This window comes from Arthrobacter sp. MDT2-34-1, from assembly GCF_059091365.1.
Genome location: NZ_JBNHGO010000001.1, coordinates 631,362 through 653,996, shown reverse-complemented (window position 1 = coordinate 653,996; position 22,635 = coordinate 631,362). Strand labels below are relative to the sequence as shown.

Annotated in this window: 19 protein-coding genes, 1 tRNA gene and 1 other RNA gene; 17 read left to right on the top strand and 4 right to left on the bottom strand. The window is 61.0% G+C overall.

Annotated features, from left to right (window positions below; genetic code table 11):
- Nucleotides 1-46 precede the first annotated feature (46 nt).
- Nucleotides 47-1,645 (top strand): LicD family protein, encoded by a 1,599-nt coding sequence (locus tag AC5RVV_RS02980; RefSeq protein WP_493999929.1) that lies wholly within the window; start codon nucleotides 47-49, stop codon nucleotides 1,643-1,645.
- A gap of 75 nt (nucleotides 1,646-1,720) precedes the next feature.
- Here the strand turns inward: AC5RVV_RS02980 and AC5RVV_RS02975 are convergent, their stop codons facing one another.
- A complete protein-coding gene (locus AC5RVV_RS02975) occupies nucleotides 1,721-2,485 on the bottom strand; it encodes a YaaA family protein (protein ID WP_493999928.1) in 765 nt (254 codons plus the stop codon).
- A 127-nt stretch (nucleotides 2,486-2,612) separates the two neighbouring features.
- On the opposite strand from AC5RVV_RS02975, the gene rnpB reads away from it, so the two are divergent.
- From rnpB to AC5RVV_RS02950, 5 genes are all read left to right on the top strand, one after another.
- Nucleotides 2,613-3,002, top strand: an RNA gene (rnpB, locus tag AC5RVV_RS02970) — RNase P RNA component class A.
- A 599-nt stretch (nucleotides 3,003-3,601) separates the two neighbouring features.
- Complete coding sequence (locus AC5RVV_RS02965) at nucleotides 3,602-5,137, top strand: L,D-transpeptidase family protein (protein ID WP_493999927.1); 1,536 nt, start codon at nucleotides 3,602-3,604, stop codon at nucleotides 5,135-5,137.
- Nucleotides 5,138-5,201: 64 nt separating this feature from the next.
- Nucleotides 5,202-6,230: an acyltransferase family protein gene (locus tag AC5RVV_RS02960; protein ID WP_493999926.1), complete on the top strand. Its 1,029-nt coding sequence runs from the start codon at nucleotides 5,202-5,204 to the stop codon at nucleotides 6,228-6,230.
- A gap of 263 nt (nucleotides 6,231-6,493) precedes the next feature.
- Complete coding sequence (locus tag AC5RVV_RS02955; RefSeq protein WP_494001266.1) at nucleotides 6,494-7,954, top strand: glyceraldehyde-3-phosphate dehydrogenase; 1,461 nt, start codon at nucleotides 6,494-6,496, stop codon at nucleotides 7,952-7,954.
- Nucleotides 7,955-8,142: 188 nt separating this feature from the next.
- A complete protein-coding gene (locus AC5RVV_RS02950) occupies nucleotides 8,143-8,343 on the top strand; it encodes a hypothetical protein (protein WP_493999925.1) in 201 nt (66 codons plus the stop codon).
- Between the two features lie 55 nt (nucleotides 8,344-8,398).
- Here the strand turns inward: AC5RVV_RS02950 and def are convergent, their stop codons facing one another.
- From def to orn, 3 genes are all read right to left on the bottom strand, one after another.
- Nucleotides 8,399-8,971 (bottom strand): peptide deformylase, encoded by a 573-nt coding sequence (gene def, locus AC5RVV_RS02945; RefSeq protein WP_493999924.1) that lies wholly within the window; start codon nucleotides 8,969-8,971, stop codon nucleotides 8,399-8,401.
- 114 nt (nucleotides 8,972-9,085) lie between these two features.
- Nucleotides 9,086-9,158 (bottom strand) — tRNA-His (locus AC5RVV_RS02940).
- Nucleotides 9,159-9,309: 151 nt separating this feature from the next.
- Nucleotides 9,310-9,924, bottom strand: coding sequence for an oligoribonuclease (gene orn, locus AC5RVV_RS02935; RefSeq protein WP_493999923.1), 615 nt, complete (start codon nucleotides 9,922-9,924; stop codon nucleotides 9,310-9,312).
- 210 nt (nucleotides 9,925-10,134) lie between these two features.
- Between orn and mptB the strand changes: the two genes are divergently transcribed.
- The 11 genes from mptB (at nucleotide 10,135) to AC5RVV_RS02880 (ending at nucleotide 22,588) form a co-directional block, all read left to right on the top strand.
- The gene (gene mptB, locus AC5RVV_RS02930; RefSeq protein WP_493999922.1) at nucleotides 10,135-11,667 is read left to right on the top strand and encodes a polyprenol phosphomannose-dependent alpha 1,6 mannosyltransferase MptB; all 1,533 of its coding nucleotides are present in this window, start codon (nucleotides 10,135-10,137) and stop codon (nucleotides 11,665-11,667) included.
- A gap of 36 nt (nucleotides 11,668-11,703) precedes the next feature.
- Nucleotides 11,704-12,132 (top strand): DUF3224 domain-containing protein, encoded by a 429-nt coding sequence (locus tag AC5RVV_RS02925; protein ID WP_493999921.1) that lies wholly within the window; start codon nucleotides 11,704-11,706, stop codon nucleotides 12,130-12,132.
- An 85-nt stretch (nucleotides 12,133-12,217) separates the two neighbouring features.
- Entirely contained in the window at nucleotides 12,218-13,066 is an 849-nt protein-coding gene (locus AC5RVV_RS02920) for an ABC transporter permease (protein ID WP_493999920.1), read from the top strand.
- Entirely contained in the window at nucleotides 13,050-13,841 is a 792-nt protein-coding gene (locus tag AC5RVV_RS02915) for an ABC transporter ATP-binding protein (RefSeq protein WP_493999919.1), read from the top strand. The genes AC5RVV_RS02920 and AC5RVV_RS02915 overlap by 17 nt, the downstream gene beginning before the upstream one ends.
- Nucleotides 13,842-13,897: 56 nt before the next feature.
- Nucleotides 13,898-14,914 (top strand): glycosyltransferase family 2 protein, encoded by a 1,017-nt coding sequence (locus AC5RVV_RS02910; RefSeq protein ID WP_494001265.1) that lies wholly within the window; start codon nucleotides 13,898-13,900, stop codon nucleotides 14,912-14,914.
- Nucleotides 14,911-15,735, top strand: a complete 825-nt coding sequence (locus AC5RVV_RS02905) for a CDP-alcohol phosphatidyltransferase family protein (protein ID WP_493999918.1) — start codon at nucleotides 14,911-14,913, stop codon at nucleotides 15,733-15,735. Before AC5RVV_RS02910 ends, AC5RVV_RS02905 begins: the two co-directional genes overlap by 4 nt.
- Nucleotides 15,736-15,740: 5 nt before the next feature.
- Nucleotides 15,741-16,640 (top strand): glycosyltransferase family 2 protein, encoded by a 900-nt coding sequence (locus AC5RVV_RS02900; protein ID WP_494001264.1) that lies wholly within the window; start codon nucleotides 15,741-15,743, stop codon nucleotides 16,638-16,640.
- Nucleotides 16,641-16,780: 140 nt separating this feature from the next.
- A complete protein-coding gene (locus AC5RVV_RS02895; RefSeq protein ID WP_493999917.1) occupies nucleotides 16,781-19,498 on the top strand; it encodes a glycosyltransferase in 2,718 nt (905 codons plus the stop codon).
- A gap of 33 nt (nucleotides 19,499-19,531) precedes the next feature.
- The gene (locus AC5RVV_RS02890) at nucleotides 19,532-20,482 is read left to right on the top strand and encodes a glycosyltransferase family 10 domain-containing protein (protein WP_493999916.1); all 951 of its coding nucleotides are present in this window, start codon (nucleotides 19,532-19,534) and stop codon (nucleotides 20,480-20,482) included.
- A gap of 70 nt (nucleotides 20,483-20,552) precedes the next feature.
- Entirely contained in the window at nucleotides 20,553-21,581 is a 1,029-nt protein-coding gene (gmd, locus tag AC5RVV_RS02885; RefSeq protein WP_493999915.1) for a GDP-mannose 4,6-dehydratase, read from the top strand.
- Nucleotides 21,582-21,583: 2 nt separating this feature from the next.
- A complete protein-coding gene (locus AC5RVV_RS02880; RefSeq protein WP_493999914.1) occupies nucleotides 21,584-22,588 on the top strand; it encodes a GDP-L-fucose synthase family protein in 1,005 nt (334 codons plus the stop codon).
- Nucleotides 22,589-22,635 lie beyond the last annotated feature (47 nt).

Here is a 22,635-nt window from a genome sequence, read left to right as displayed (position 1 = left end):
ACTTCGAAAACGAGCAGGACACGAACTCATAACGTATACTCGTCCGATGATTCAGAGCGTCAAGAAGTTGTATCGCCAATTTCTCCGATCGGACGTCGGAGAAGTGACTCTGCTTGCCATCGACGGCATCGGTGGCGAGGTTCATGCCACCGGGCCGGAACTGGTGGATGGGAACGTCACGCTTTACATTAACGATTTGGCTGTGATGACTGCCCCCGTCCAAGTGGATTCTGACGGTCGTAAGACGTTTGAGTTCGGTGTGTACGACCTCTGGCGGTTCGCAAAAAAGTCGGACGAACTCTCGGTTCGGTACGGCGGCAAGGCATTGCGAATGCCCTCGGGTGGAACATCTCATCCGTCCCTGCGAAACGGCAAGGAAGACGTTGAGGCACTGAAGCGCAGGTTCGCGCAGGGACAAGCCTTCGACAGGGCGGGCAAGATCAGGCCTCTCCCCAAGAACGAGGACTTTGCCTGGCAGGACGGGGTGCTCAGTCTGTACGGGGAGGTTGCCAAAGTGATCAAGGATGTCACCGGCAGCCAAGCGTTCCTCTACAGCGGCACGTTGTTGGGATATGTGCGTGAGAACGGGTTCATTCCTCATGACAAGGACATGGACTGCGCCTACCTGAGCCAGACAGCGACGGCTGATGAAGCCCGCGAGGAATTCGTACAGGTGGGCAGGGCACTCATCGCCGCCGGATACCAGGTGACGCCAAAGGCTTCTTGCATCGCCGTTCGGGACAGGCACGGTTCTCGCGACATGGTGGACATCGCCCACCTATTCCTCAAACCCAACGGGTTTGTCGGTTTTCCCTTCGGCACGGTCGGAGTCGAGGAAGTCCCCACAACGGATTTTCTGCCAGTGCAGCAATCAACCCTGAGCGGTCACCCGGTGAATGTGCCGAGCCACCCGGACCGCGTGGTCGCCCACGTGTACGGTGATGATTGGCGGATCCCCAACCCCGACTTCAAATGGACCGAGGAGCGAAGGCGACGTGATTCCGAAGCCCTGTTGAGCTACACGGACCGGACGCGCCTCGCCATGGACGATTTCTACGCGCACGACGCTGTCACCTCGCCATCCGGCTTTGCGCAGTGGGTAAATTCGGGCGCCACCGGCATCGGGTCCGTCATCGACGTGGGCAGCGGAAACGGCCGCGACTCGGTCTTCTTTGCTGACAATGGATTGCCAGTGACTGCGATCGACGCCAGCACTTACGCCGTGGCTGCAGCGCATGCCCATGTTGGCGGCCGGCAGGGAGTAGAGGTCATCGAGGGGGACGTGCTGGAGGACGGCCGGTTGGCAGCGCTCAGGAACGGAGTACGCCACAGCGGCGCCGTGCTGTTTTACGCGCGATTCTTGCTGAACGGCCTAACGGAGATCGAGGGGCAGCGGTTCTTCGAACAACTGGCATCGGCGGCGGCCCCCGGGGACGTCGTCGCTCTGGAACATCGGACCGAACTGGACGCCAGTCGTAAGAAGGCCCGGTTCCGGTCCTTCCGCAGGTTCATCCCGGCGGCTGAAACCCTGCGGAAGCTTCAGGAGTCCGGCTTCGAGGTCTTCGAGCAACAGTCCGGGACAGGGTTGGCCAAGTTTGAACGCGAAGACCCGGAGATCGCAAGGGTCTTGGCCCGCAAGCGCTAAGACTTTCCTGCGTCAGCGGGGTATTCGGGTACGGTAGCCGCCCCTAGGTCACGGCACGGGCCCGGTGAGTTAACCCTACGGCTCCAGGATGACGTTCAGCGCGTGCGCCTTCCGGGCCGTGCCTGCGACAAGTTCCGCCTGCCAGACCTCCTGCGCCGCCTTCAACAGCGCGGCCGGCGTCTCGGGCGCCTTGCCGCGCCTCGTGACCAAGTGCCGGGCGAGTTCGCCACGGGTGTGCTTGGCGAAGTGCGAGACCACGCTGCGCTTGCCGTTCCGCTCCTGGAAAACGTTGACCACGACCGTCCGGGCGGGGTCGGGAGTCCACGCGGCGGCGTAGGTGCTCGAGCGGCAGTCCACCAGCAGGTGGCCCTCCGCGTGAGCGTCCAGCGCCTGGGGGAGCCGCTTCTTCCAATAGGAGGCAAGCTTCCCGATTTCCGGCAGGCCCACGGACATGGACAGCCGGTAGGCCGGAATGCTGTCGGCAAAACCTATCGCGCCCCACAGCGCCGAGATGACGACGACGGCGGCGTCCGCCTTGCGTTTTTGTGCCGCGGTCATGGATCGGTAGCCGAGGGCGTCGTAGAGCACACCGGAGTAGACGGTGTGCGCCGGGGCGGAGGGTTCGTCGTGCAGCCGGGTGTTGCGTTCCACCTCCGCAGCCAGCGAGGCGCCGACGCCCAGTCGGGTGAGCGCCTCAGGGCTCCGGCTGACGTGGGCCAGGCCCGCCAGCACTTCCTCGCGGGCCGGGTTCAGCTGCGGAAACTGCAGGTCCTGCAGCTCGAACGGGTGTCCCTTCGCGGCGGCGGTTTTCCCTTCGGAAGGCGGAAGAAGAATCAGCACCGTAAGAGCCTACCGTCGGACGGCGCTGCCGAACGAAAGGCGGTCCGCCGTCGTCGTTTCCGATGGGAAACGGCAGAAGGGGAGGATTACGGGTGACGGGCCGGCAGGCCGTATCCTGAAGGCGGGACGGGTTGGCTGGGCGATCGCGTCGGGCTGTCCGCGAGGACGAGTCCGCCGAGGAAAGTCCGGGCTCCACAGGGCAGGGTGGTGGGTAACGCCCACTCGGGGAAACCCGCAGGCAAGTGCCACAGAAAACAGACCGCCAGGACTGCTTGGCAGGGCCTGGTAAGGGTGAAACGGCGGTGTAAGAGACCACCAGCGACCCGGGCGACCGGGACGGCTAGGTAAACCCCACCCGGAGCAAGGCCAGACAGGGCACGTTCGAGGGCTGCTCGCCCGAGTGTCCGGGTAGGCCGCTTGAGGGTACCGGCAACGGTGCTCCTAGATGGATGATCGCCACCCGGCGGCGGGCAACTGCCGCAGGTGACAGAACCCGGCTTACAGACCAACCCGTCCCATTCCCGGTAGGCGCTGGGGCAAGTGCTTTGGGCACGGTTCCCAGCTGCTCCAGCTGTTGGCCGCCTTCCAGAGGCGAGTGGCTGTCGCGGCTCGGAACCACTTCACCGGCGTTCTCCTTACATCTCACGGGTCGAAGACGACAGTGGTCGATACAGTCTCAGCTGGTTCCATCGCCAGCCTGCATCTCTCGCCGGGGGAACTATGAACCGCCCTTCGCTGTCGCCTACTTCGCTGCGCTCCATGTTGCGCGTTGGCCTGACAACAGCAGTCCTCACGACGCTGCTCGCCTCGACGCTGCCGGCCTTCGCTTCCAGCGAGGCGGCACCGGCCAGCCAGTCTTCCCCGGCACCGGCTCCCGGTGATCCAACGCCGGACGGCATGCCGAACGTTGTCGAAAGCCCCGTCCCGACCGAGGGCCCAATCGGCGAAATGAGTCCGGCACCCGAGCCGACATCAACCAACGTTGTTCCTGCACCGTCGACTTCGGCGGACCCATCCAGCGGCGCGTTGGAGGAGACAGCCGTTCCCGCGACCCCGATACCTTCGGTGCCGCCCACAAAACCGGGGAAAGCACCAGGGGAGCGTTCCAAGGCGCTCGTGCAGCAGAGCGATTCGCAGGAAACTCCGCCGACAGATGAGCCGGTGGCAGAGCCGCCGCATGTAGCAGCTGGGCAGAAGGCTATCGCCGCGAAGGCCACGGCCTTGAAGCTCAGCCCGGTCAACGACTTCCGTTGCACGCTCAGGCACAACGGCTGCGTCCGTACCTACACGGATAGCGGCGGGACGGCGCGGATCGGTATCTACTGGTCTACGGCGACGGGCGCTTACGCCGTGGACCTTAAGCACCCCATCTACAAGGCATTCCAAGCGGCCAAGTACGAAAACGGCAAGTACGGCTATCCCATCGCAGACATGAAGACTGCCCCCGACAAGAGCGCCTCGCAGCAATTCCAGGGCGGCACCATCAGCTACACGCCCCCGCACATCGTCGCCGGCAAGAAGGCCATCGAGGCGAAGGCTAAGCTGCACAACCTGGTGGCCGTCAACGACTTCAACTGCCGCCTGGTGGACAACGGGTGCGTCCGTACCTACAAGCCGTCCTCCAAGAGCACCAAGCGCATCGGTATCTACTGGACGGCGAAAACCGGTGCACGTAGCACCGACCTCCAGCACCCGATCTACAAGAAGTTCGCGGCCGCAGGATATGAACACGGGACCATGGGCTACCCGACGGCGGACCTGAAGTGCGGCCTCAAGTCCCGGGGATGTGTCCAGTTCTTCCAGAAGGGGACGGTCGCGTACTCGCCCTCTACTGGCGCTAGGATCCTGACTGCACAGATGAATTACAGCTGGACGGCCCGCGGCAGCCAGAACGGCACGTTGGGCTACCCCTTGCAGGACGCCGTGAAGCGCAGCGGCAAGACCACGCAGGTTTTCCAGGGTGGCTCCCTGGTGGCGGCCCGGGTGGGCGCCGTGATGTACCCAAAGAATGAGTGCTGGGCCATCGGCGCGCACAAGACCCGCTACGCCCACAACTGGGCCAACCGCATCTCCTTCACCATCGCGGAGACGTACGGAACCTCCAAGGCCAGCTTTGTCAACTGCGTGCGGGTTGGCTCCGTCTACAAGCAGGAATGGAAAACGGGCAAGGCGACCGTGGGACTCCAGGGGTTCAAGCGCCCTGGAGTGGCATCCGGGCACACCCAGTACCGGTGGTCCCCGCAGGGCAGTTTCACAGTCCATGAGGCATTCGGTGAGGGTAACCCCGGCACGGACCTCAAGTACAAGAAGCTGAACAAGCGGTCCAGATGGTCCGGTACGCTCGGCTCCTCCTACAACAAGTACTACGAAGCCGGTTCCGTGGGCTACGAACGGTGGCCGGACGAGAACATGTGGTTTTACATGCGCCTGCCCACCGGTGACTACCGCCAGGGCGCGGTGATCGACTACAACCGCGGGCCGGGGCAAACCATCAAGCAGGGCGCGGGGTTCGCCATCTTCCTGCACGCCAATCCCGTACCGACGGCGGGTTGCATCGCACTGGACCTCCAGAACGTGGTCCGTTACCTCAAGACCGCGGATCCTGGCGACAGAATCATCATGGGCGTCCGGCAGGACATCTTCAAAGCCTGATCCGTTGAACCGCCGACGGCGGTGCGTCCCTGAGCGGAGGGACCACCGCCTGTAGGATGTCCGGATGCCCGCCACGCCGACTTTGCGAGACCACCGACTGGACACGGCCAAGGGACTGCTGATCTTCGCCGTTGTGCTTGGCCACTTCCTGGAAGCCACTGCTACTTGGCGTGCGGACGGTACGCGCTTGGCGTTGACCGGGATTTACATGTTCCATATGCCGGCCTTCGTGTTCCTGGCTGGAGTGACGGCCAAGACCACGCGGCTGGGTCAGCGGATTGGAACGTTCGCGGTGATTCTGGTGGCCTTCCAAGCCGCGTATTTCGTTTTCGTCCGGCTGCTGGGTCTCGACCGGAACTTCTCCCTTGATACACCGTTCTGGATCCTGTGGTTTTTGCTGGGGATGGCGTGGTGGCTTCTGCTCCTCCCCGTGGTCTTGCGGTTCCCCCGGGCTGCGGTCATTTCGTCGATCGCCATCGCGGTGTGTGTTGGAAGCTTGGACGGGCTCGGCTATTCCCTGTCAGCATCCCGGACGCTGGTCTTCCTCCCATTTTTTGTCTTGGGAGCTGCATACGGCAAGCGTCTGGTGGGAGCGCTGGCAGCGGCTCCGGTGGTCTGGAAAGGGTTTGCGCTTATGTCAGCCTTGGCCGGCTGGTGGCTTGTGTACAGCCTGAAGATTCCGCACCAGTGGTTCTATGGCTCGTTCAGCTTCGAAAGGCTTGACGTTGCGGATCCCGCGGGGATCGCGACGAGAGCAGGCCTCCTTCTCTTGGCGGCGGTGGCAATATGTGTCCTCGTCAGCGTGTCGCCAGATCGGGACGGCACGCTCGCACGGTGGGGCCGGCACAGCCTGGCTATCTATTTGCTGCACGGATTCCTCGTCCTGACCGCTGGAGCGTTTCTTCCCCCGCTTCAGGGGTTGTTGGGGAGTGCTGGCGTCCTGGCCCTCAGCCTTGCCCTGACCGCAGCTACCGTTGTGGTGCTGGCGTTGCCCGTCTTCGAGAGTGCCATTCGACGCCTATCCACTCATGTCGTCAGCGGCTATTCGGGGACGGTTGAACGGACCAGCCGTCAAAAGGTCAACGCGTCCTAACGTGAGGCAGTTCACCTGTAACGGTGCGTCCCTGCTCCGCGTAGTCTCTAGAATGGACAATGGATAGACCTTAGCCGCCGCCGATCGAGGGTCGGCGACGGGAACGGGCCGATCCGCAAGCTTCCCGCCGGCACTTGGCGGTGGCGTGCCGTGTGGCCGGACAGACTGTCGGGTCACCCGGCGTCGTCGTGAAAATCCACGGCGGTGACAACCGGGCTCGAGGGAGAACCCGGCTGATGTAGGAAGGTAATTCTGTGAACCAGATGTCAGAGTCGGCCCTGGATACGTGGACCAACCGCGAGGCACTTGCCGAAGCGATGATCCCCATGATCGGGCGCTTGTACCGCGAAAACAACGTAGTCACCTCCATCCACGGGCGCAGCCTGATCAACCAGTCCGTGGTGGGCATCCTGAAGGCGCACCGCTTCGCCCGCCAGATTGACGACGCCGAACTGCCCTTGGAAGAGACCTTCCCGGTGCTGCAGGCGATGAGCGAGCTGGACCTCGGCGCGGGTTCCGTGGATTTGGCCCGCCTGCTGGTGAAGTTCAAGAACGAGGGTGACGGCGCCGAGCTGAAGGACTTCGTGCGCACCGAGCTCGCGGACATCGTCGGCAAGCGCGGCGCCGATGAGCGCACCAGCACGGACGTGGTGCTCTACGGCTTCGGCCGCATCGGCCGGCTGCTGGCCCGGATCCTGGTGGGGCACGCCGGCGGGGGCCACGGCCTGCGCCTGCGCGCCGTCGTCGTCCGCAAGGGCAGCGACGACGACCTGGTCAAGCGCGCCAGCCTGCTCCGCCGCGACTCGGTGCACGGCCCCTTCGAGGGCACGATCTCCGTGGATGAAGAAAACAACACCATCCAGGCCAACGGCACCCTGATCCAGTTCATCTACTCCAACGACCCGGCGTCCGTCGACTACACCCAGTACGGCATCAAGGACGCCATCGTGGTGGACAACACGGGCAAGTGGCGCGACGAGGCCGGGCTGTCCCAGCACCTGCAGTGCCCCGGCGTCTCCCGCGTGCTCCTCACCGCTCCCGGCAAGGGCGGCCTGAAGAACATCGTGCACGGCGTGAACCATGCAGACATCACCGACGAGGACAAGATCGTCTCCGCCGCCTCCTGCACCACCAACGCCATCACCCCGGTCCTCAAGGCGCTGAACGACAAGTTCGGCATTGCCCACGGCCACGTGGAGACGGTGCACTCCTACACCAACGACCAGAACCTGATCGACAACTTCCACAAGGGTTCCCGCCGCGGCCGCTCCGCCGCGCTGAACATGGTGTTGACCGAGACCGGCGCGGCCAAGGCCGTGGCCAAGGCCCTGCCGGAGCTGGAAGGCAAGCTCACCGGCAACGCCATCCGCGTCCCCACCCCAGATGTTTCCATGGCCATCCTGAACCTGAACCTGGAACAGGAGGCCACCAAGGAAAGCCTGAACGAGTACCTGCGCGGTATGTCGCTGAACTCGGACCTGCGGAAGCAGATCGACTACATCGACTCTCCCGAGGTCGTCTCCACCGACTTCGTCGGCTCCCGCCGTGCGGGGATCGTGGACGGCCTGGCCACGATTGCCAGCGGCAAGAACGCCGTGCTCTACGTCTGGTACGACAACGAGTTCGGCTACAGCTGCCAGGTGGTCCGCGTGCTTGAGGAGATTGCCGGCGTCAACCCGAAGATCTTCCCGGCCGTTCTGGAACCGGTGGCCGAGACGGTCTGATCGCCCTTAAACGGCAATAACGACGGCGGGGCCGGCGGCATGCGAATGCCGCCGGCCTCCGTCGATAAGCGGCCGGTGGGTTCGGGAACGCCCCTGGGTTAGCGATCGGGATGGCCATGCCTGCTGCGGGCGCCCGCACTGCCGCCGCCGCTATGGCTTTGCGGCGACGCCGTTCCTACAATGGCCGCATGGTAGAGATGACGCGTTGGGAACGGGCGCAGGTCAATTACAAGGAGGCCCAGCGGCTGCTGGACGCGGCGCACGACGCGTACGCCCGCGGCAATGTGACGTCGAAGCGCGTCGACGAACTCAAACGGCTTCGGGACATCGCGCTGGAAGATCTGCACCGCTGCGAAAAGGACCACCGGTCCAGTCTCACGGACAGCTGACCAGGAGCTGGTGTCTGGGGCTGGCGATCGGATTGCGCTCGAGGGCCGCGGACGGCTAGTGGCCGAACGGGTCCGGATCGACTCCCGGCAGCCACGTGTTGCCGGGGACACCCCAGCCTTCCTTCCTGATGTTCTTGCGGGCGCGCTTGCCCCACCGGTCGTTGAGCCGGTCGATGTACAGCTTGCCGTCCAAATGGTCGTACTCGTGCTGCATCACCCGGGCGAACCAGCCGGTCGCCTCGAAATCCACCGGGCTGCCGTCTGCGTCGAACCCCCGGACGCGTGCCCACTCGGCCCGCTTCAGGGGATAGCTGTGCCCGGGCACGGACAGGCACCCCTCGTTTTCCTCGTCGGGATCGGGTTCCGCACCCGAGACTTTGCCGAGAACCAGTGTGGGATTGACCAGGACGCCCCGCGGCGGGACGTCGTCGTCGTTCGCGAATTCATAGGTGAAGATCCGCAGTCCCACCCCGATCTGCGGAGCCGCCAGTCCTACGCCGTGGGCCTCGTCCATCGTCTCGAACATGTCAGCGATGATCGCGCGGAGCTCGTCGTCGAAATTGTCGACCTCGGCTGCACGGCGGTGCAGCACCGGCTCGCCGGTGATAGTGACGGGGCGGACGGTCATTTCTCTCCTTCGCTCAGGATGTCAGCGCGAGGCGCCGCCGTCGCGGCCGGACATGCGAAGAGCCGCCCCGGGCGTCGGGACGGCTCTGCCTGCCGGCGGCTGCCGGACCTTCGGGGTGAGTAACGGGGATTGAACCCGCGACCTCCTGGACCACAACCAGGCGCTCTGCCAGCTGAGCTATACCCACCACGTGCCCTCTTGTTCCTCCCGACGGGCCCCGCTCCAGCGGTTCCTGCCGGTCTCCAACCAGTAAGGCAACGCAGACTAGTTTACATGCTTTTCATCTGGCTTTTGCCACTTTAGGCGATTCCCGCAGCGAAAGTGGCGCAGCTAACATCCTAGTCCCCGGACGTGGCGCCGATGCTTGCGGCGATCTTCTTCGCGGTGGCCGAATCCGGGCCGGGGGAGGGGACGAAGACGGCCTGCCGGTAGTACCGGAGCTCATTGATGGAGTCCTTGATGTCGCCCAGTGCCCGGTGTCCGCCGCTCTTGGCCGGCGCTTGAAAGTAGGCCCGGGTGAACCAGCGGCGCGAGAGTTCCTTGATCGTGGAAACATCGATGATCCGGTAGTGCAGGTGATCAATGACGCGGGGCATGTCGCGGGCCAGGAAGGTCCGGTCCGTGCCAACGGAGTTGCCCGCCAACTGCGCCTTGCGGGGTTCGGGAACCCACTCGGTGATGTATTCCATCACTTTGTCTTCGGCCTCGGCCATCGTCATGCCGTGCGGGAGTTCGTCCAGCAGTTTGGAGGTGGTGTGCATTGTGCGGACGAAGTCGTTCATCTGGGCGAGGGCCTCAGCGGTGGGCTTGATGACGACGTCGACTCCCTCCCCAAGGATGTTGAGTTCCGAGTCGGTGACCAGGACGGCGACCTCGATGAGCGCGTCGGCTTCGAGATCCAGTCCGGTCATTTCGCAGTCGATCCAGACAATATGTTCATTAGAGATTGGCACCCGATAAATGTATCGCGTCGGCGTGCTGGCGCGCGGGACAGGCGGCAGGGAATGCCGCCGGCCCGGTGCTAACATGCAGAGAGCACCTCAAGCAGGCGTGCCTCCCACGCTGCCTTCGACTGACCGTTCCGAGGCGTGCAGACCACCCCCGCGGCACGCGCCGCACCGGACCAGGTGTACTGACCCCGGAGTGATTGGACCGCCGAGAAGATGACTGCCCAAAGACCCGCGACTGAACCTTCCAGCTCACGCAGCGGAAGTGTAGTCAAGGAACGGTCTACCCGGAGCATCCTTGAGGGCGCCATCGGCTCGATCATGATGTTCCTCGGGTCGCTGGGCGTGGGGTGGCTGGCCTCGGTGTCCGAACTGCGGCGCTGGCCGCTGCTGATCTTCCTGCGGGTGGAACTGGTCGGTGTGATCCTCTCGGTGATCCTGCTCGCCCTAGGAGGGATGATCCTGGTCCGGGCCTGGCTGCGGCTCGGCCAGCAGTTCACCGTCTGGGGCGCGTCCGCGCGGCGGGCAACGCTCACCGCCATCGTTGCTTGGGGCACCCCGCTGGCACTGTGTATCCCGCTGTTCAGCCGTGACGTGTACGCCTATATTGCCCAAGGCAAAGTCATGGTCAACAACCTCAATCCGTACGTGGACGGGTACGACCAGCTGCAGAACTATCTGCAGACCGGAGCCGACGACCTCTGGGCACGCAGCCCCACGCCCTATGGGCCGATCTTTCTCTGGATGGAAGAATTTATCGTCTGGCTCACCGGCGGCCACCCTGAATACTCCATCATCATGTTCCGGATCCTCGCCATCGCCGGTGCCGCGATGTGCGTCTACTACGGACCGAAGCTCGCCGAACTGCACGGCATCAACCCCAACCGGGCGTTGTGGCTGGCCTGCGCGAATCCGTTGTTCCTGACCACCTTCATCGCCAGCATCCACAACGACGCCTTGATGCTGGGGCTGGCTCTTGCAGGTCTCTACTACGCGGCGAACCGACGGGTCCTGCTGGGCATCCTGCTGGTGACACTCTCCATTGGCATCAAACCGATCACCCTGATCTTCCTGCCGTTTGTCGGCCTGTTGTGGGCGGGCAAGGGAGCCAGTTGGCCGCGCAAATTCGGCTACTGGGCCCTGACCGCCGGGATTTCCTTCGGGCTGCTGGCGATACTCGGGATGATCAACGGACTGGGATTCGGCTGGGTCGGGGCCCTCAGCCAGCAGGGAGCCGGCCTGATGATCTGGTACGCCCCGGTCGGGCTGCTCGGGATCTTCCTGGGACTGATCTCCGGCGGCTTGGGATTCGACGGCGCGATGGTGCAGTCCGCCGTCTACACGGGCGGCCGGATCGTGGCCGTGCTGATTGTGCTCTACACCATGTTCCGCGGCAGTTACGACCGGATTGTTCGTCGGCTCGCGCTGGCGCTGGGCGCCGTGGTGTTGCTTGGTCCGATGATCCAGCCTTGGTACATCGTGTGGCTGCTGCCGCTGTTTGCGGCCACCGGGATCCGGAACGACTGGCAGGTCCAGACCGTCTACGCCGTGACGTCCTTCCTCATGATCTACGCGATCACCGATCAGCTGGACATCTTCCCCTACATCGAATTCGACCTCGACATGGCGCGGCTCCTCGCCTGCATCGTTGCCGTCGCCTTCGCGCTGTATCTGGTGTTTCTGGATCCGAAAACCCGCAAGCTCTTCCGCAAGAAATACGCCGACTCTCATGACCAGCGACTCTTCTGACGCGCTCGGCAACTGATCTAGGAGAAACAGGGCATCATGACCGACGCCGAACACATCATCGCCGCCGACTTCGACGTCACCGATTGGGTGCCGGAACCCTATGAAGTCGAGGGGACAAGCTCGGACCTGAGCCGGGTCCGCGTGACCAAAGTATTTGACGGGTTGATCACAGGCACCAGCCGCGCAGAACTGCTGATGGCCGGCAACAGCACCGGAGCCGGATACGTTGCCTCCGAGGTGTTCACCGGCTCCGTCGATGGCCGCGAAGGCACGATGGTGATCCAGCACTGGGGCCTCGCGGAGGGCGAGGCTGCCGCGAGCGACGGGCACATCATTCCGGGCTCGGGGACGGGAGCGCTGGAGGGGATTGGGGGGAAAGCCATCTACGTCCAGGACGCCGCGGGCCAGCACAGCCTTGAACTGCGCGTGTTCTTCCGGGAGGGCGAATCCGCGGTTCGGGGCTGAATCATCTAAACTCGGTAGGTGCACCGCCGGTCCCTCAGGGGTGGCGACGCCACCGTCCACCTGTAAGTAAGGGAAACTACCTGGCATGAGCCTTGCCGAATATGCGAGCGAGAACCGCCTCCACCGAGTCGGTGCCCGCCCTTCGCTTTTCCGCTATCTCGCGGAAGCATGGACCCGTCGTGACTTCGCCATCGCCATGGCGAGGTACAAGATCGAGGCGTCGAACCAGCGCAACCGACTGGGCATGCTCTGGGTGTTCATCAAGCCCACGTTGAACGCGCTGATGTATGGGGCAATCTTCGGCGTTCTGCAGGGTGCCAGCCGACCCGAGAACTTTCCGATGTACGTCGTGATTGGTGTTTTCCTGTTCGAATACTTCTCGAACTCGATGACCAACGGGGCAAAGTCCATCACGGGCAACGGGGCCCTGGTTCAATCGTTGGCGTTCCCGCGCATCACATTGCCCGTCTCCACGGTTATCCAGCAACTCATGACGCTGGTGCCCATGCTAGGCGTGATGTTCGTTTACATTCTGATACTCGGAGCCCCCATTAGCGTGGAATGGCTCCTGATCATCCCTCTGGTCGCCATCTTTACTGTCTTCAACCTGGGCGTAGCCCTGATCGGAGCCAGACTTACGGTCCACATCAGAGACCTGACCCAACTACTGCCGCTCGTCACCCGGATCCTTTTCTACACCTCCGGCGTGCTGTTCGCCATCGACCGCATTCTGCAGCCGTACCCGTGGGCGGTCATGCTGTTTGACTTCCATCCCCTCCACGAAATTCTCTCCATCGCCCGGGGCATGCTCATGCCGGGACTGGACTACAACCCGATGTACTGGCTCTACTTTTCCGTCTGGTCCGTAGCGGTCTTCGTTGCCGGAGTCTTGTTCTTTTGGGTGGCTGAGGAGCGGTATGGCCGAGTCGACTAAGACTGGAGAAGCGTTGATGGGCACAGATGCTGCCGGCGCCGCCCGTAAACCCGTGGTCGTCGTCGATGATCTGCATGTGAAGTACTACGTCCATGCCGGCGGAAAGCCGGTCAAGGGCACCGGGCGATCCCTGCTGCAGCGGGGAGCCGGCAGGCTCCGTACAGTCCACGCCCTGAAGGGAATCTCCTTCACCGCCTACGAAAATGAATCCATCGGGGTCATTGGCTCGAACGGATCCGGCAAATCCACGCTGATGCGCACGCTCGTCGGGCTGACGCCTCCAGCGCAGGGTGCCGTCTATGCCTCCTCTCGTCCGAACATGCTGGGCGTGGGGGCGGCCTTGATCCCGGACCTCTCGGGGGAAAAGAACATTCAATTGGGCGGACTCGCGCTGGGGTTCTCCAAGCAGGAGATCAACGGGCTCCGGGACGACATCGTCGAGTTTGCCGAGTTGGAAGAGTTCATCGACCTTCCCATGCGGACCTATTCATCCGGCATGCAGGCGCGGCTGAAATTCGCCATCGCCGCCTCCAAGCAGCACGAGATCCTCATCGTGGATGAAGCACTTGCGGTCGGTGACCAACGATTCCGGCAGAGGAGCGAGGCCCGCATCCGTGAGATACGCGAGAACGCCGGTACCGTTTTCCTTGTCTCGCACTCGATGAAATCGATACTGGATACCTGCAGCAGGGTCATCTGGATCAATAAAGGCGTGCTGGAAATGGACGGCGACCCGAGAGAAGTCGTGGACGCCTACAAGGAGTCCAGGAAATAGTGACTTCGGCATCCGTCTTGCCTCCGCTGGAGGAGTACCCTGGCGTGTCCTACATCATGCCCGTCCTCAATGAGGCTGCGCATATCGAGGACGCGGTCCGCAGCATCCTGAACCAGGAATACCCCGGGCCAAAGGAAGTGGTTCTGGCGCTGGGGCCTTCAACGGATGAGACTAACCGGATCGTGGCGAACCTGCAGGCGCGGGAACCGCGGTTACGCAGCGTCAACAGCCCCACCGGCCGTACCCCGGCCGGACTGAATCTTGCCCTTCAAGCCTCGAGTCATCCGGTCGTTGTCAGGGTGGACGCACATACCGAACTAGAGCCTCACTACACGAAGCGCGGGGTGGCAACGCTGCGGCGGACCGGCGCGGCTGATGTCGGGGGGCTCATGGATGCCCGAGGCAAGACTCCCTTTCAGCGGGCAGTCGCAGCCGCCTATGTTTCGCCCCTGGGACTCGGTGGCGCTGCCTATCACAGCGGGGCACCGGAGGGCCCGGCAGAATCCGCTTATCTCGGCATCTTCCGCCGCGAGGTCTTCGATGAGGTCGGACTATTCGAGGAAACACTGTGGCGGGGCCAGGACTGGGACATGTGCCTGCGCCTGCGCCAAGCCGGCTACACGGTCTGGTTCGACCCGGAGCTGAAGGTCGTCTATTGGCCACGCGCGCAGTGGGGAAAACTGGTCCGGCAGTTCTACGCCGCGGGTATCTGGCGGGCAGAGCTGGCTAACCGGCACAGCGAAGGCAAATCCGTGAGGCACTTCCTGCCGCCGGTGCTGGTGGCCGCGTTGGGCGTCGGTGTTGTCTCCGCCACCATGCTCGCCACCGGCACGGCCAAGAAGTTGCCGGCAGGCTTGAGGGTACTGGCTGGGGCAGCAGCCGCAGTTCCCGCACTTTACGCCACGGGCATCGCGTGCGCCTCGGCAAGCGTGTCGGGCGACCTTGGTAGGCCCGAACGCGTGCGGCTGCTGGCGGTGCTGCCAGGCATCCACATCAGCTGGGGGCTCGGGTACCTCCGCGGACGGCTGTTCGGTGCGGCAGGCACCGTAGACACCAGCCGGAGGAAGTCGTGACAGCCGTTCAGCGGCCGGCGCGTCCCACGTTGGAGCAGCTCCGCTCCGTGGCCCAGCCGCCAGAGGTCCGGAGCAGAAAAAACGCTGAGCACTGGACCGCCGAGCTCTACTTAAGGCATATCTCCATCTACCTCACCAGCGTCCTGGTCCGCACCCCGATCTCCGCGAACGGCGTCACAGGCCTCATGATTCTGTCGGGGTGGGCAATTTCCGCATCGCTGCTGGTTCCGGGAATCTGGGGACCGTTGCTCGCGGTCTTCTTCTCGCAACTGCAGTTGTACTTCGACTGCAGCGATGGGGAAGTCGCGCGGTGGCGCGGCACTCAAAGCCCCAAAGGCATCTTCCTTGACAAGATCGGCCACTACACCACCGAGGGGCTGATTCCCATCGCCCTCGGGCTGCGGTGCCTGGGGGACATGGGCCTGCTGAGCCGCGACCCGGGGCAGGCCTACCTCTATTTGTTCCTCGGTGCGCTGCTGGCGTTCCTGATAGTCCTCAATAAGGCCCAAAACGAGATGGTGCACGCCTCCCGGGCGTTGGCAGGGATGGACAAGCTCCCAGACACGGCAGAGGCGAAAGCCGTTCCCGCCACTTCCTTCGTCGGCAGGCTCCGTCGGCTTGCCCGGTTCCTGCCCTTCCACCGGGTGTTGCATTCGGTGGAAATGAGTCTGCTGGTTCTGGCTGCCTCCATCGTGTCGTTGGTAGTCGACGAACAGGTGCTGGGGGAGCGCTGGCTGCTGTACGTCCTGGTGCCCGCGGTCCTATTCGTCAATATCGGCCATTTCGTCGCCATCGTGGCCTCGCCTAGGCTGCGGAAGTGAGCGGCATGCAGCAAGACATGAGCCCCCTAGAACTGACCTTTGGGGTGGTCATTCTTACCCAGGGCACACGCCCCGCCGAACTGCAACGAGGATATGAATCGTTGCAACGTCAGCAGGGGGTAAAGCTGGATGTGGTCGTCGTCGGCAACGGCTGGGATCCAGAAAACGTGCCGGCCGGCTTCAAGACGCTGCACATCGAAGAAAACATAGGCATCCCGGCCGGGCGGAACGCCGGCGTTCCCCACGTCCAAGGGGAGTACCTCTTCTTCCTCGACGACGACGCCTGGCTCCTTGATGATGATTTTCTTGCCCAATGCGCCAAGCTGTTCAAGGAGCATCCGGACATCGGCATGGTCCAGCCGCGGATCGAGGATCCCGAGAATCCTGATGCGCCGCAGCGCTGGATTCCCAGGCTGCGCAAGGGCAGCCCCTACCACTCCAGCAACGTCTTCTCCGTGGTAGAGATGGCCATCGCCATGCGGCGGGACGTGTTTGATAAGACTCCCGGATGGCCGTCGACCTTCTGGTACGCCCACGAAGGCATCGAGTTCGCATGGCGCGTCTGGGACACCGGGTTCCGCACCTGGTACGCCGGAGACCTTCGAGCTGGGCACCCAGTCATCGATCCCCGTCGGCACGAAGAGTTTTACCGTCTCAACGCCCGAAATCGAGTCTGGCTGGCCAGGAGAAATCTTCCTTGGCCAATCTCTTGGTTTTATGTGGCGACGTGGTCCATAGTCCAGTTGATTCGTTCCTATAAGTCTCCGCCCCAGTTAAAGCCGTGGATCGGCGGTTGGCTGTCCGGGTGGCGAAACACGCCTTGGAGCCGTATAGAAACGCCGAATAAACTGCGCTGGGTAACGTTATTTCGGATGGCCGTGCACGGACGACTACCGATCCTTTAGGCGGAGTAAGTCTATTTGATGGTGTAAAATTGCCGGGGCCGCTCCATTGCATCGTCTCTGACGGTGAGCGTCCTAGAGGGACAGTACATGAGTTAAACGCGGGCGAGCCGGAGAAGCCGTCTGAGGGGAATGAAACCAGCATGCAAACACAAGAAACGCAGAGTCCAAAAGTAGCGGTAGTTGTTCCCATCTACAACGTGCGTAAGTATCTTCCTGAAACTCTCGATTCAATTGAGCGCCAGACCATTTTCCCCGACATACAACTGATACTTGTCGACGACGGGAGTACAGACGGAAGCGATCTTATAGCGGGAGCGTTCGCGGACCGACACGGCAACGTATCGCTGATCCGTCAAGAGAACCAGGGCCCCGGAGCAGCCCGAAACAGAGGTATGGAAAGGGTGGAAGCGCCGTTCGTCGGCTTCGTGGATTCTGACGATGTTATTCGACCGCATATGTATGAAAAGCTTCTTGCGTTCTTTACCGACCCGGAAGTTGACGTTGCAATGGGCGGGATAGAGACTTTCCCAATCAAAACTCGAACCGTTTCTGGAAAATACTTTCATCAGGGGACGCGCACCGTTGCTGGGTTAATTGAGATACCTGACATGATCCATGCAGGTGGGCCCTGCAATAAAGTATTTCGGATGGATGCCGTTAGGTCTCACAACGCGAAGTTCCGCGAAGGAGTCCATTTCGAGGACGCCTTTTTTGTCGTTCCAATGATGATTGCCAGTAGGAGAATCGGTCTTCTGGGAGAGACCATCTATGATTACCGAAAGCGGGACGACGGTGGCTCCATTATGGACTCACTCTTCCATAACATTAAGAACTATTGGGACTACCTTGAACTGATCGAGGCGCTCTCAGATCACAAGGTCAATCTTCCGGTTAGCTCGCAGTATTTGTTGGACGAGTTCATCGTAAGGGGATTCCAGGGATTCCTCATGCGGGCGACTGAAGTACTCTCTCATGAAGAACTCAAGATCTTTTTCAAGAGGGCTCATGATGTGATTGAAAACGTGGATCCAGCAGCGATTAGGAGGGCATCCTACGATCCGAACCACCGAATCGCCTTTGCCAATCTGTTGACTTCTGGCAGCGGGAACGCGTTCAATGCAAGACCGAGTCGTGCCCCGATTGATTTGGTGGGAGAAACTATTTATAGTGGTTATCTGCTTGGGGCGCCGACGAATCCTCTGCGAGCAGCTTCCGGCATTTTCTTTATGATTGAGTCCATCACCTTTGACAAGGTCCAACGATGCGTAGTAGTTGAGGGACGTATCGCAGCTAAGGGCCTTCAGATTGATTCTGAGCCCAACATGGCAGTTGCCGTGCATCTCGGCCGCAGAGAATTTTCAGGCCAGTGGATTAGACGTCCCGATAAATCGCGTCATGAAGGAGTGTGGAGCGGCTTCAAGGCGCGGATTCCTGCAGGAAAATGGCCGATAGGCGAATATCTCCCAAAGGTTTCAATTCGTAGCGAAAAGGGATACTACATAGCTCGTGCCCAAAAAAACATGAGCTTGTTCAAAAACTCCATGAGTTTCAACACGCGAGGTATAAGCTACTCCTTCTCCGCGAACCACAAAAATCAAGTGGTTGTCACTACGGCCCGGACACGCAAGGCTTCTAGATGGCGCGGAGCGCTAAAGCGAGGTCTCAACGACCTTAGATCATTCAAGGACAAGCGCCCTTTCTCCGGACTCATTCTGCTGCGGCTCCTGACGCGTCCATTGTTCCGCAACGGCGTCTGGCTGATTGGTGAAAGGTGGGACACTGCCCAGGACAATGGGGCAGCGCTTTTCGCCTATCTCCGTGAAGAACGACGCGACATACCCGCCTACTACGCAATCGAGAAGAGTGCTCCCGGATATTCACGACTGCGACGGCTTGGGCATGTTGTTCCTCACGGCTCGCGACGTCACAAGCTTCTGCTGGCGCACGCGAAGGTCATTGCGAATGCCTACGACATCGAGACATATTCTCTTCCCAGAGAATGGAAACAACAGGAATTCTTGGAACATCTCCTGCCCCGGACCCAGGCGAAGCGCGTATTTCTCCAGCACGGCGTAGTGTATCGGGATGTCTCCCGTGGATTGCACCGATTAGTGCAGGGATATGATCTCGTTCTAACTAGCGCACCACGCGAAAGGGAATATTTCGCTTCTGAGCTGGACTACGGCAATAGGGCAGTAATGACCGGGCTTCCCAGATTCGATAGGCTAGCTACTTCCGGCCATCGAAAGCATATTTTGTTCGCCCCGACTTGGCGCTCATACTTGGTAAGGCCGTCCTACACTGTCAAGGGACGATCGAGTTCCATTGCGGCCTTCACTTCCTCTCACTATTTTCGGACTATTGATGCTGTGCTCCGTCATCCGGATCTGCATCGGATATTGGCCGAGGCAAATATAGAGCTTCACTTCTTGCCACACTACGAAGTTGCTCCCATTTTCGAAGACCTGTTACGCGATTTGAATAACGTGCGCATATTGCATCAGGAGAAGATCGATTTCCACAACACTTTGAGCAATTCCGCGTTGTTCATCACAGATTACTCATCGACGATGTTTGACGTCGCGTACGTCGGAATTCCGACCATCCTATTTCCCTTTGACGCCGCGGACTTCTCCAAGCAGCACAGCGCGGATGGATACTTTGATTTGTTGACAGATGGTTTCGGTCCCCTTGCGGCCGATGTAGATCACTTGATCCGACTGATAAAGAGCCATGTTGATTCAGGATTTGCGCGCTCCGATTATTACAGCGATCGTGCACGCAATTTCTTCGTTTCACGGGACAAGAACAATTCGTCTCGCGCGGTGACGGCTATCGAAAAAGCTCTGAGAAATTAGTTGCAAGGTCGCATTCGTTTAGATTGGATTCAGATGAGCCCCACAATATGCTTGCATCGTACGACGGTCCCGTTCGATACGCCTGAGTTTGCAGAAGCCCTCGAAGGCAGCGGATTCACCCTTGTTGATGACTACGCCGGAGCCGACTGGGTGGTGACCTCGAACCAAGACTTCCTGGGTCCGCTCGTAGGTCGGTGTCGGAACGTGCTTCTCACCACAATCGAACCGCGCCATTCTTACGGACAGCCCCGGCACGATGAGATCAGCGGAACACGTATACATACGATTGACATGAATCTAGGCTTCTACAATGATGTATGGTTGTTTTTTCTTGAGTTCGGCATGCAACCATTCGCATCTGTGGACTGGAAGGACAGGTCGCGCGCTTGCCTGATGGCAACAAATCAAAGCCGTGCTCGATCAAAGGTTTCGGGTGATCTACTTGATGTTCGATGGAACATAGCAAAAGAAGGCACACGTAGAGGATTGGTTGACGTCTTTGGACGCAATTGGGGGGAAGTTCCTACGCAAGGTGAGTCCCGCCTCGGTGACGGAGCAAGAAGTTGGTCTGTTGTCAAGCACGAAATACTTTCTTCCTACCGATTTAACATTGCTCTCGAGAACACACATATCCCGCATTACATCTCGGAGAAATTGTGGCAGGCCATATCAGCCGGGTGTATTCCGGTTTACTATGGATCGCCTTGGCTAGACAGGTTGGTTCCAGGGGGCGGATATTTGGATCTGCGCTCTCTTGGCTCTCCTTTGATGCTGTTCGAGGCCATGAATAGATTGGACCCTGCTGCAGCTCGAGATATGGTTTTGGGCCTACAGGATCGGTTAACCGAGTTGCGTCGAATATACCGAAGCGACGTAATGGATATTCAACGGGTCTGGGTTCGGCGAACTGTTGACACGTTGATAGACTTACAAGCCGTTCGCGTCGCCGACCGCGGTAACTGGATTGGGCTGCAGAACTACTAAAGGGTCGGCCATAGCGGCGCCCGATGCGTTGGCTCACGGTGGATAATTGCGATTACGAAAGGTGGACAGGGTGCGCAAAAGGGCCTTAATCACGGGAATTACAGGGCAAGACGGTTCTTATCTAGCTGAGATGCTATTGAATAAAGGGTACGAGGTTCACGGACTGATCCGTCGCGCCTCTACCTTCAATACCGCCCGGGTGGACCACTTGTACACTGATCCACATGACCCAGCTGCAAGGCTGTTCCTTCACTACGGGGACCTTTCGGATGGTGCACGATTGGTGACTTTGTTAGCCCAAATCCGTCCTGACGAGGTCTACAATCTGGCTGCCCAGTCGCATGTGCGTGTGTCCTTCGAAGAACCCGAACATACCGGCGACACCACCGGCATGGGGACGATACGCCTGCTGGAAGCCGTTCGGTTGGCGGGAATCGAGACGAGATTCTATCAAGCGTCTTCGTCCGAGATGTTCGGAGCGACACCCCCGCCTCAGGATGAGGAGACGCCGTTTTATCCGCGTTCGCCATATGGTGCGGCGAAGGTGTACAGCTACTGGGTAACAAAAAATTACCGCGAGGCGTACGGAATGTACGCGGTGAACGGAATCCTTTTCAACCATGAGTCGCCGCGCCGTGGCGAGACGTTCGTGACGCGCAAGATCACCCGCGCCGTCGCCGCCATCAAGGCAGGACAACAGGAACACCTGTACATGGGCAATCTGGACGCCGTGCGCGACTGGGGCTACGCCGCCGAGTACGTCGAAGGCATGTGGCGGATGCTGCAGGCCGACGAACCCGACGATTTCGTGCTGGCCACCGGTGTCGGTTACACCGTCCGCGACTTCCTCCAGGTGGCCTTTGAACACGCCGGCCTGAACTGGGAGGACCACGTGAAGTTCGATGAGCGGTACCTGCGCCCCACCGAAGTTGACGCCCTGATCGGCGACGCATCGAAGGCCCACGCGAAACTGGCCTGGAAGGCAACAGTGGAAACACCGGAGCTGGCCCGGATCATGGTGGACGCCGACATAGAAGCGCTCAGCTGTGCCGGCAGCCCGTGGATCGACAAGGTAGCCCTCGACAGTTGGGGCAAGTAGCCGTGTCCGTGATCAACACCAGTGCGGTCAGTGCTGGTGACAACGTCGACTATTCGCCTGGCCAGCTGGACCGGGGGGCGCCGTTCTACGTGGCCGGACACCGGGGCCTGGTTGGTTCCGCGATCTGGCGGAACCTGGAAAAAAACGGCTTCACAAACCTGGTTGGCCAAACCTCGACAGAACTGGACTTGAAGGACCGGGACGCTGTCTTCGCGTTCTTCGCTGACACCAGGCCCAAGTACGTGGTGCTGGCCGCGGCGAAAGTCGGCGGAATCATGGCCAACAGCACCTACCCGGTCGATTTCCTCAGCGACAACCTCCGCATCCAGGTCAACGTCCTGGACGCGGCCCGGGAATACGGGGCCGAGCGTGTGCTGTTCCTAGGGTCATCCTGCATCTACCCTAAGTTCGCCGATCAGCCCATCCGCGAGGACTCGCTGTTGACCGGACATCTGGAGCCCACGAACGATGCCTATGCCATCGCGAAGATCGCCGGCATCATGCAAATTCAGGCGGTTCGCCGCCAATACGGTCTGCCATGGATCTCGGCGATGCCGACCAACCTATACGGTCCGGGAGACAATTTCTCCCCGATCGGCTCGCACGTGCTGCCAGCCCTGATCCGCCGCTATGACGAAGCCGTCAAGACCGGCGCCGAGACGGTGACGAACTGGGGCACGGGCGCGCCCCGGCGTGAGTTCCTGCACGTAGATGACATGGCCGCCGCGTGCCTGCACCTGCTCGAGCACTACGACGGCCCCGACCAAGTCAACGTCGGCACCGGCACCGACGTGACGATCAAGGAACTCGCGCAGCTTGTCGCCGACGCGGTCGGGTTCACCGGAACCATGGAGTGGGACACTTCAAAACCCGATGGCACGCCACAGAAACTGCTCGACGTGACCAAACTCACCAAAGCCGGTTGGGCAGCACAAATCGGGTTGGCCGACGGCATCAGAACCACCGTTGACTGGTACAGAGGAAATATCGACAATATTCGCGGATAAGGCGCCCAATAGTCACGCTGCGGTAAACCTAGCTGTATTGACCACGG

Excerpts from the sequence above, each read along its gene's own strand:
- AC5RVV_RS02980 (WP_493999929.1), top strand. The coding sequence starts at position 47 with ATGATTCAGAGCGTCAAGAAGTTGTATCGCCAATTTCTCCGATCGGAC.
- AC5RVV_RS02960 (WP_493999926.1), top strand. The coding sequence starts at position 5,202 with ATGCCCGCCACGCCGACTTTGCGAGACCACCGACTGGACACGGCCAAG.
- AC5RVV_RS02955 (WP_494001266.1), top strand. The coding sequence starts at position 6,494 with ATGTCAGAGTCGGCCCTGGATACGTGGACCAACCGCGAGGCACTTGCC.
- AC5RVV_RS02950 (WP_493999925.1), top strand. The coding sequence starts at position 8,143 with ATGGTAGAGATGACGCGTTGGGAACGGGCGCAGGTCAATTACAAGGAG.
- def (WP_493999924.1), bottom strand. The coding sequence starts at position 8,971 with ATGACCGTCCGCCCCGTCACTATCACCGGCGAGCCGGTGCTGCACCGC.
- mptB (WP_493999922.1), top strand. The coding sequence starts at position 10,135 with ATGACTGCCCAAAGACCCGCGACTGAACCTTCCAGCTCACGCAGCGGA.
- AC5RVV_RS02925 (WP_493999921.1), top strand. The coding sequence starts at position 11,704 with ATGACCGACGCCGAACACATCATCGCCGCCGACTTCGACGTCACCGAT.
- AC5RVV_RS02920 (WP_493999920.1), top strand. The coding sequence starts at position 12,218 with ATGAGCCTTGCCGAATATGCGAGCGAGAACCGCCTCCACCGAGTCGGT.
- AC5RVV_RS02915 (WP_493999919.1), top strand. The coding sequence starts at position 13,050 with ATGGCCGAGTCGACTAAGACTGGAGAAGCGTTGATGGGCACAGATGCT.
- AC5RVV_RS02910 (WP_494001265.1), top strand. The coding sequence starts at position 13,898 with ATGCCCGTCCTCAATGAGGCTGCGCATATCGAGGACGCGGTCCGCAGC.
- AC5RVV_RS02900 (WP_494001264.1), top strand. The coding sequence starts at position 15,741 with ATGCAGCAAGACATGAGCCCCCTAGAACTGACCTTTGGGGTGGTCATT.
- AC5RVV_RS02895 (WP_493999917.1), top strand. The coding sequence starts at position 16,781 with ATGCAAACACAAGAAACGCAGAGTCCAAAAGTAGCGGTAGTTGTTCCC.
- AC5RVV_RS02890 (WP_493999916.1), top strand. The coding sequence starts at position 19,532 with ATGAGCCCCACAATATGCTTGCATCGTACGACGGTCCCGTTCGATACG.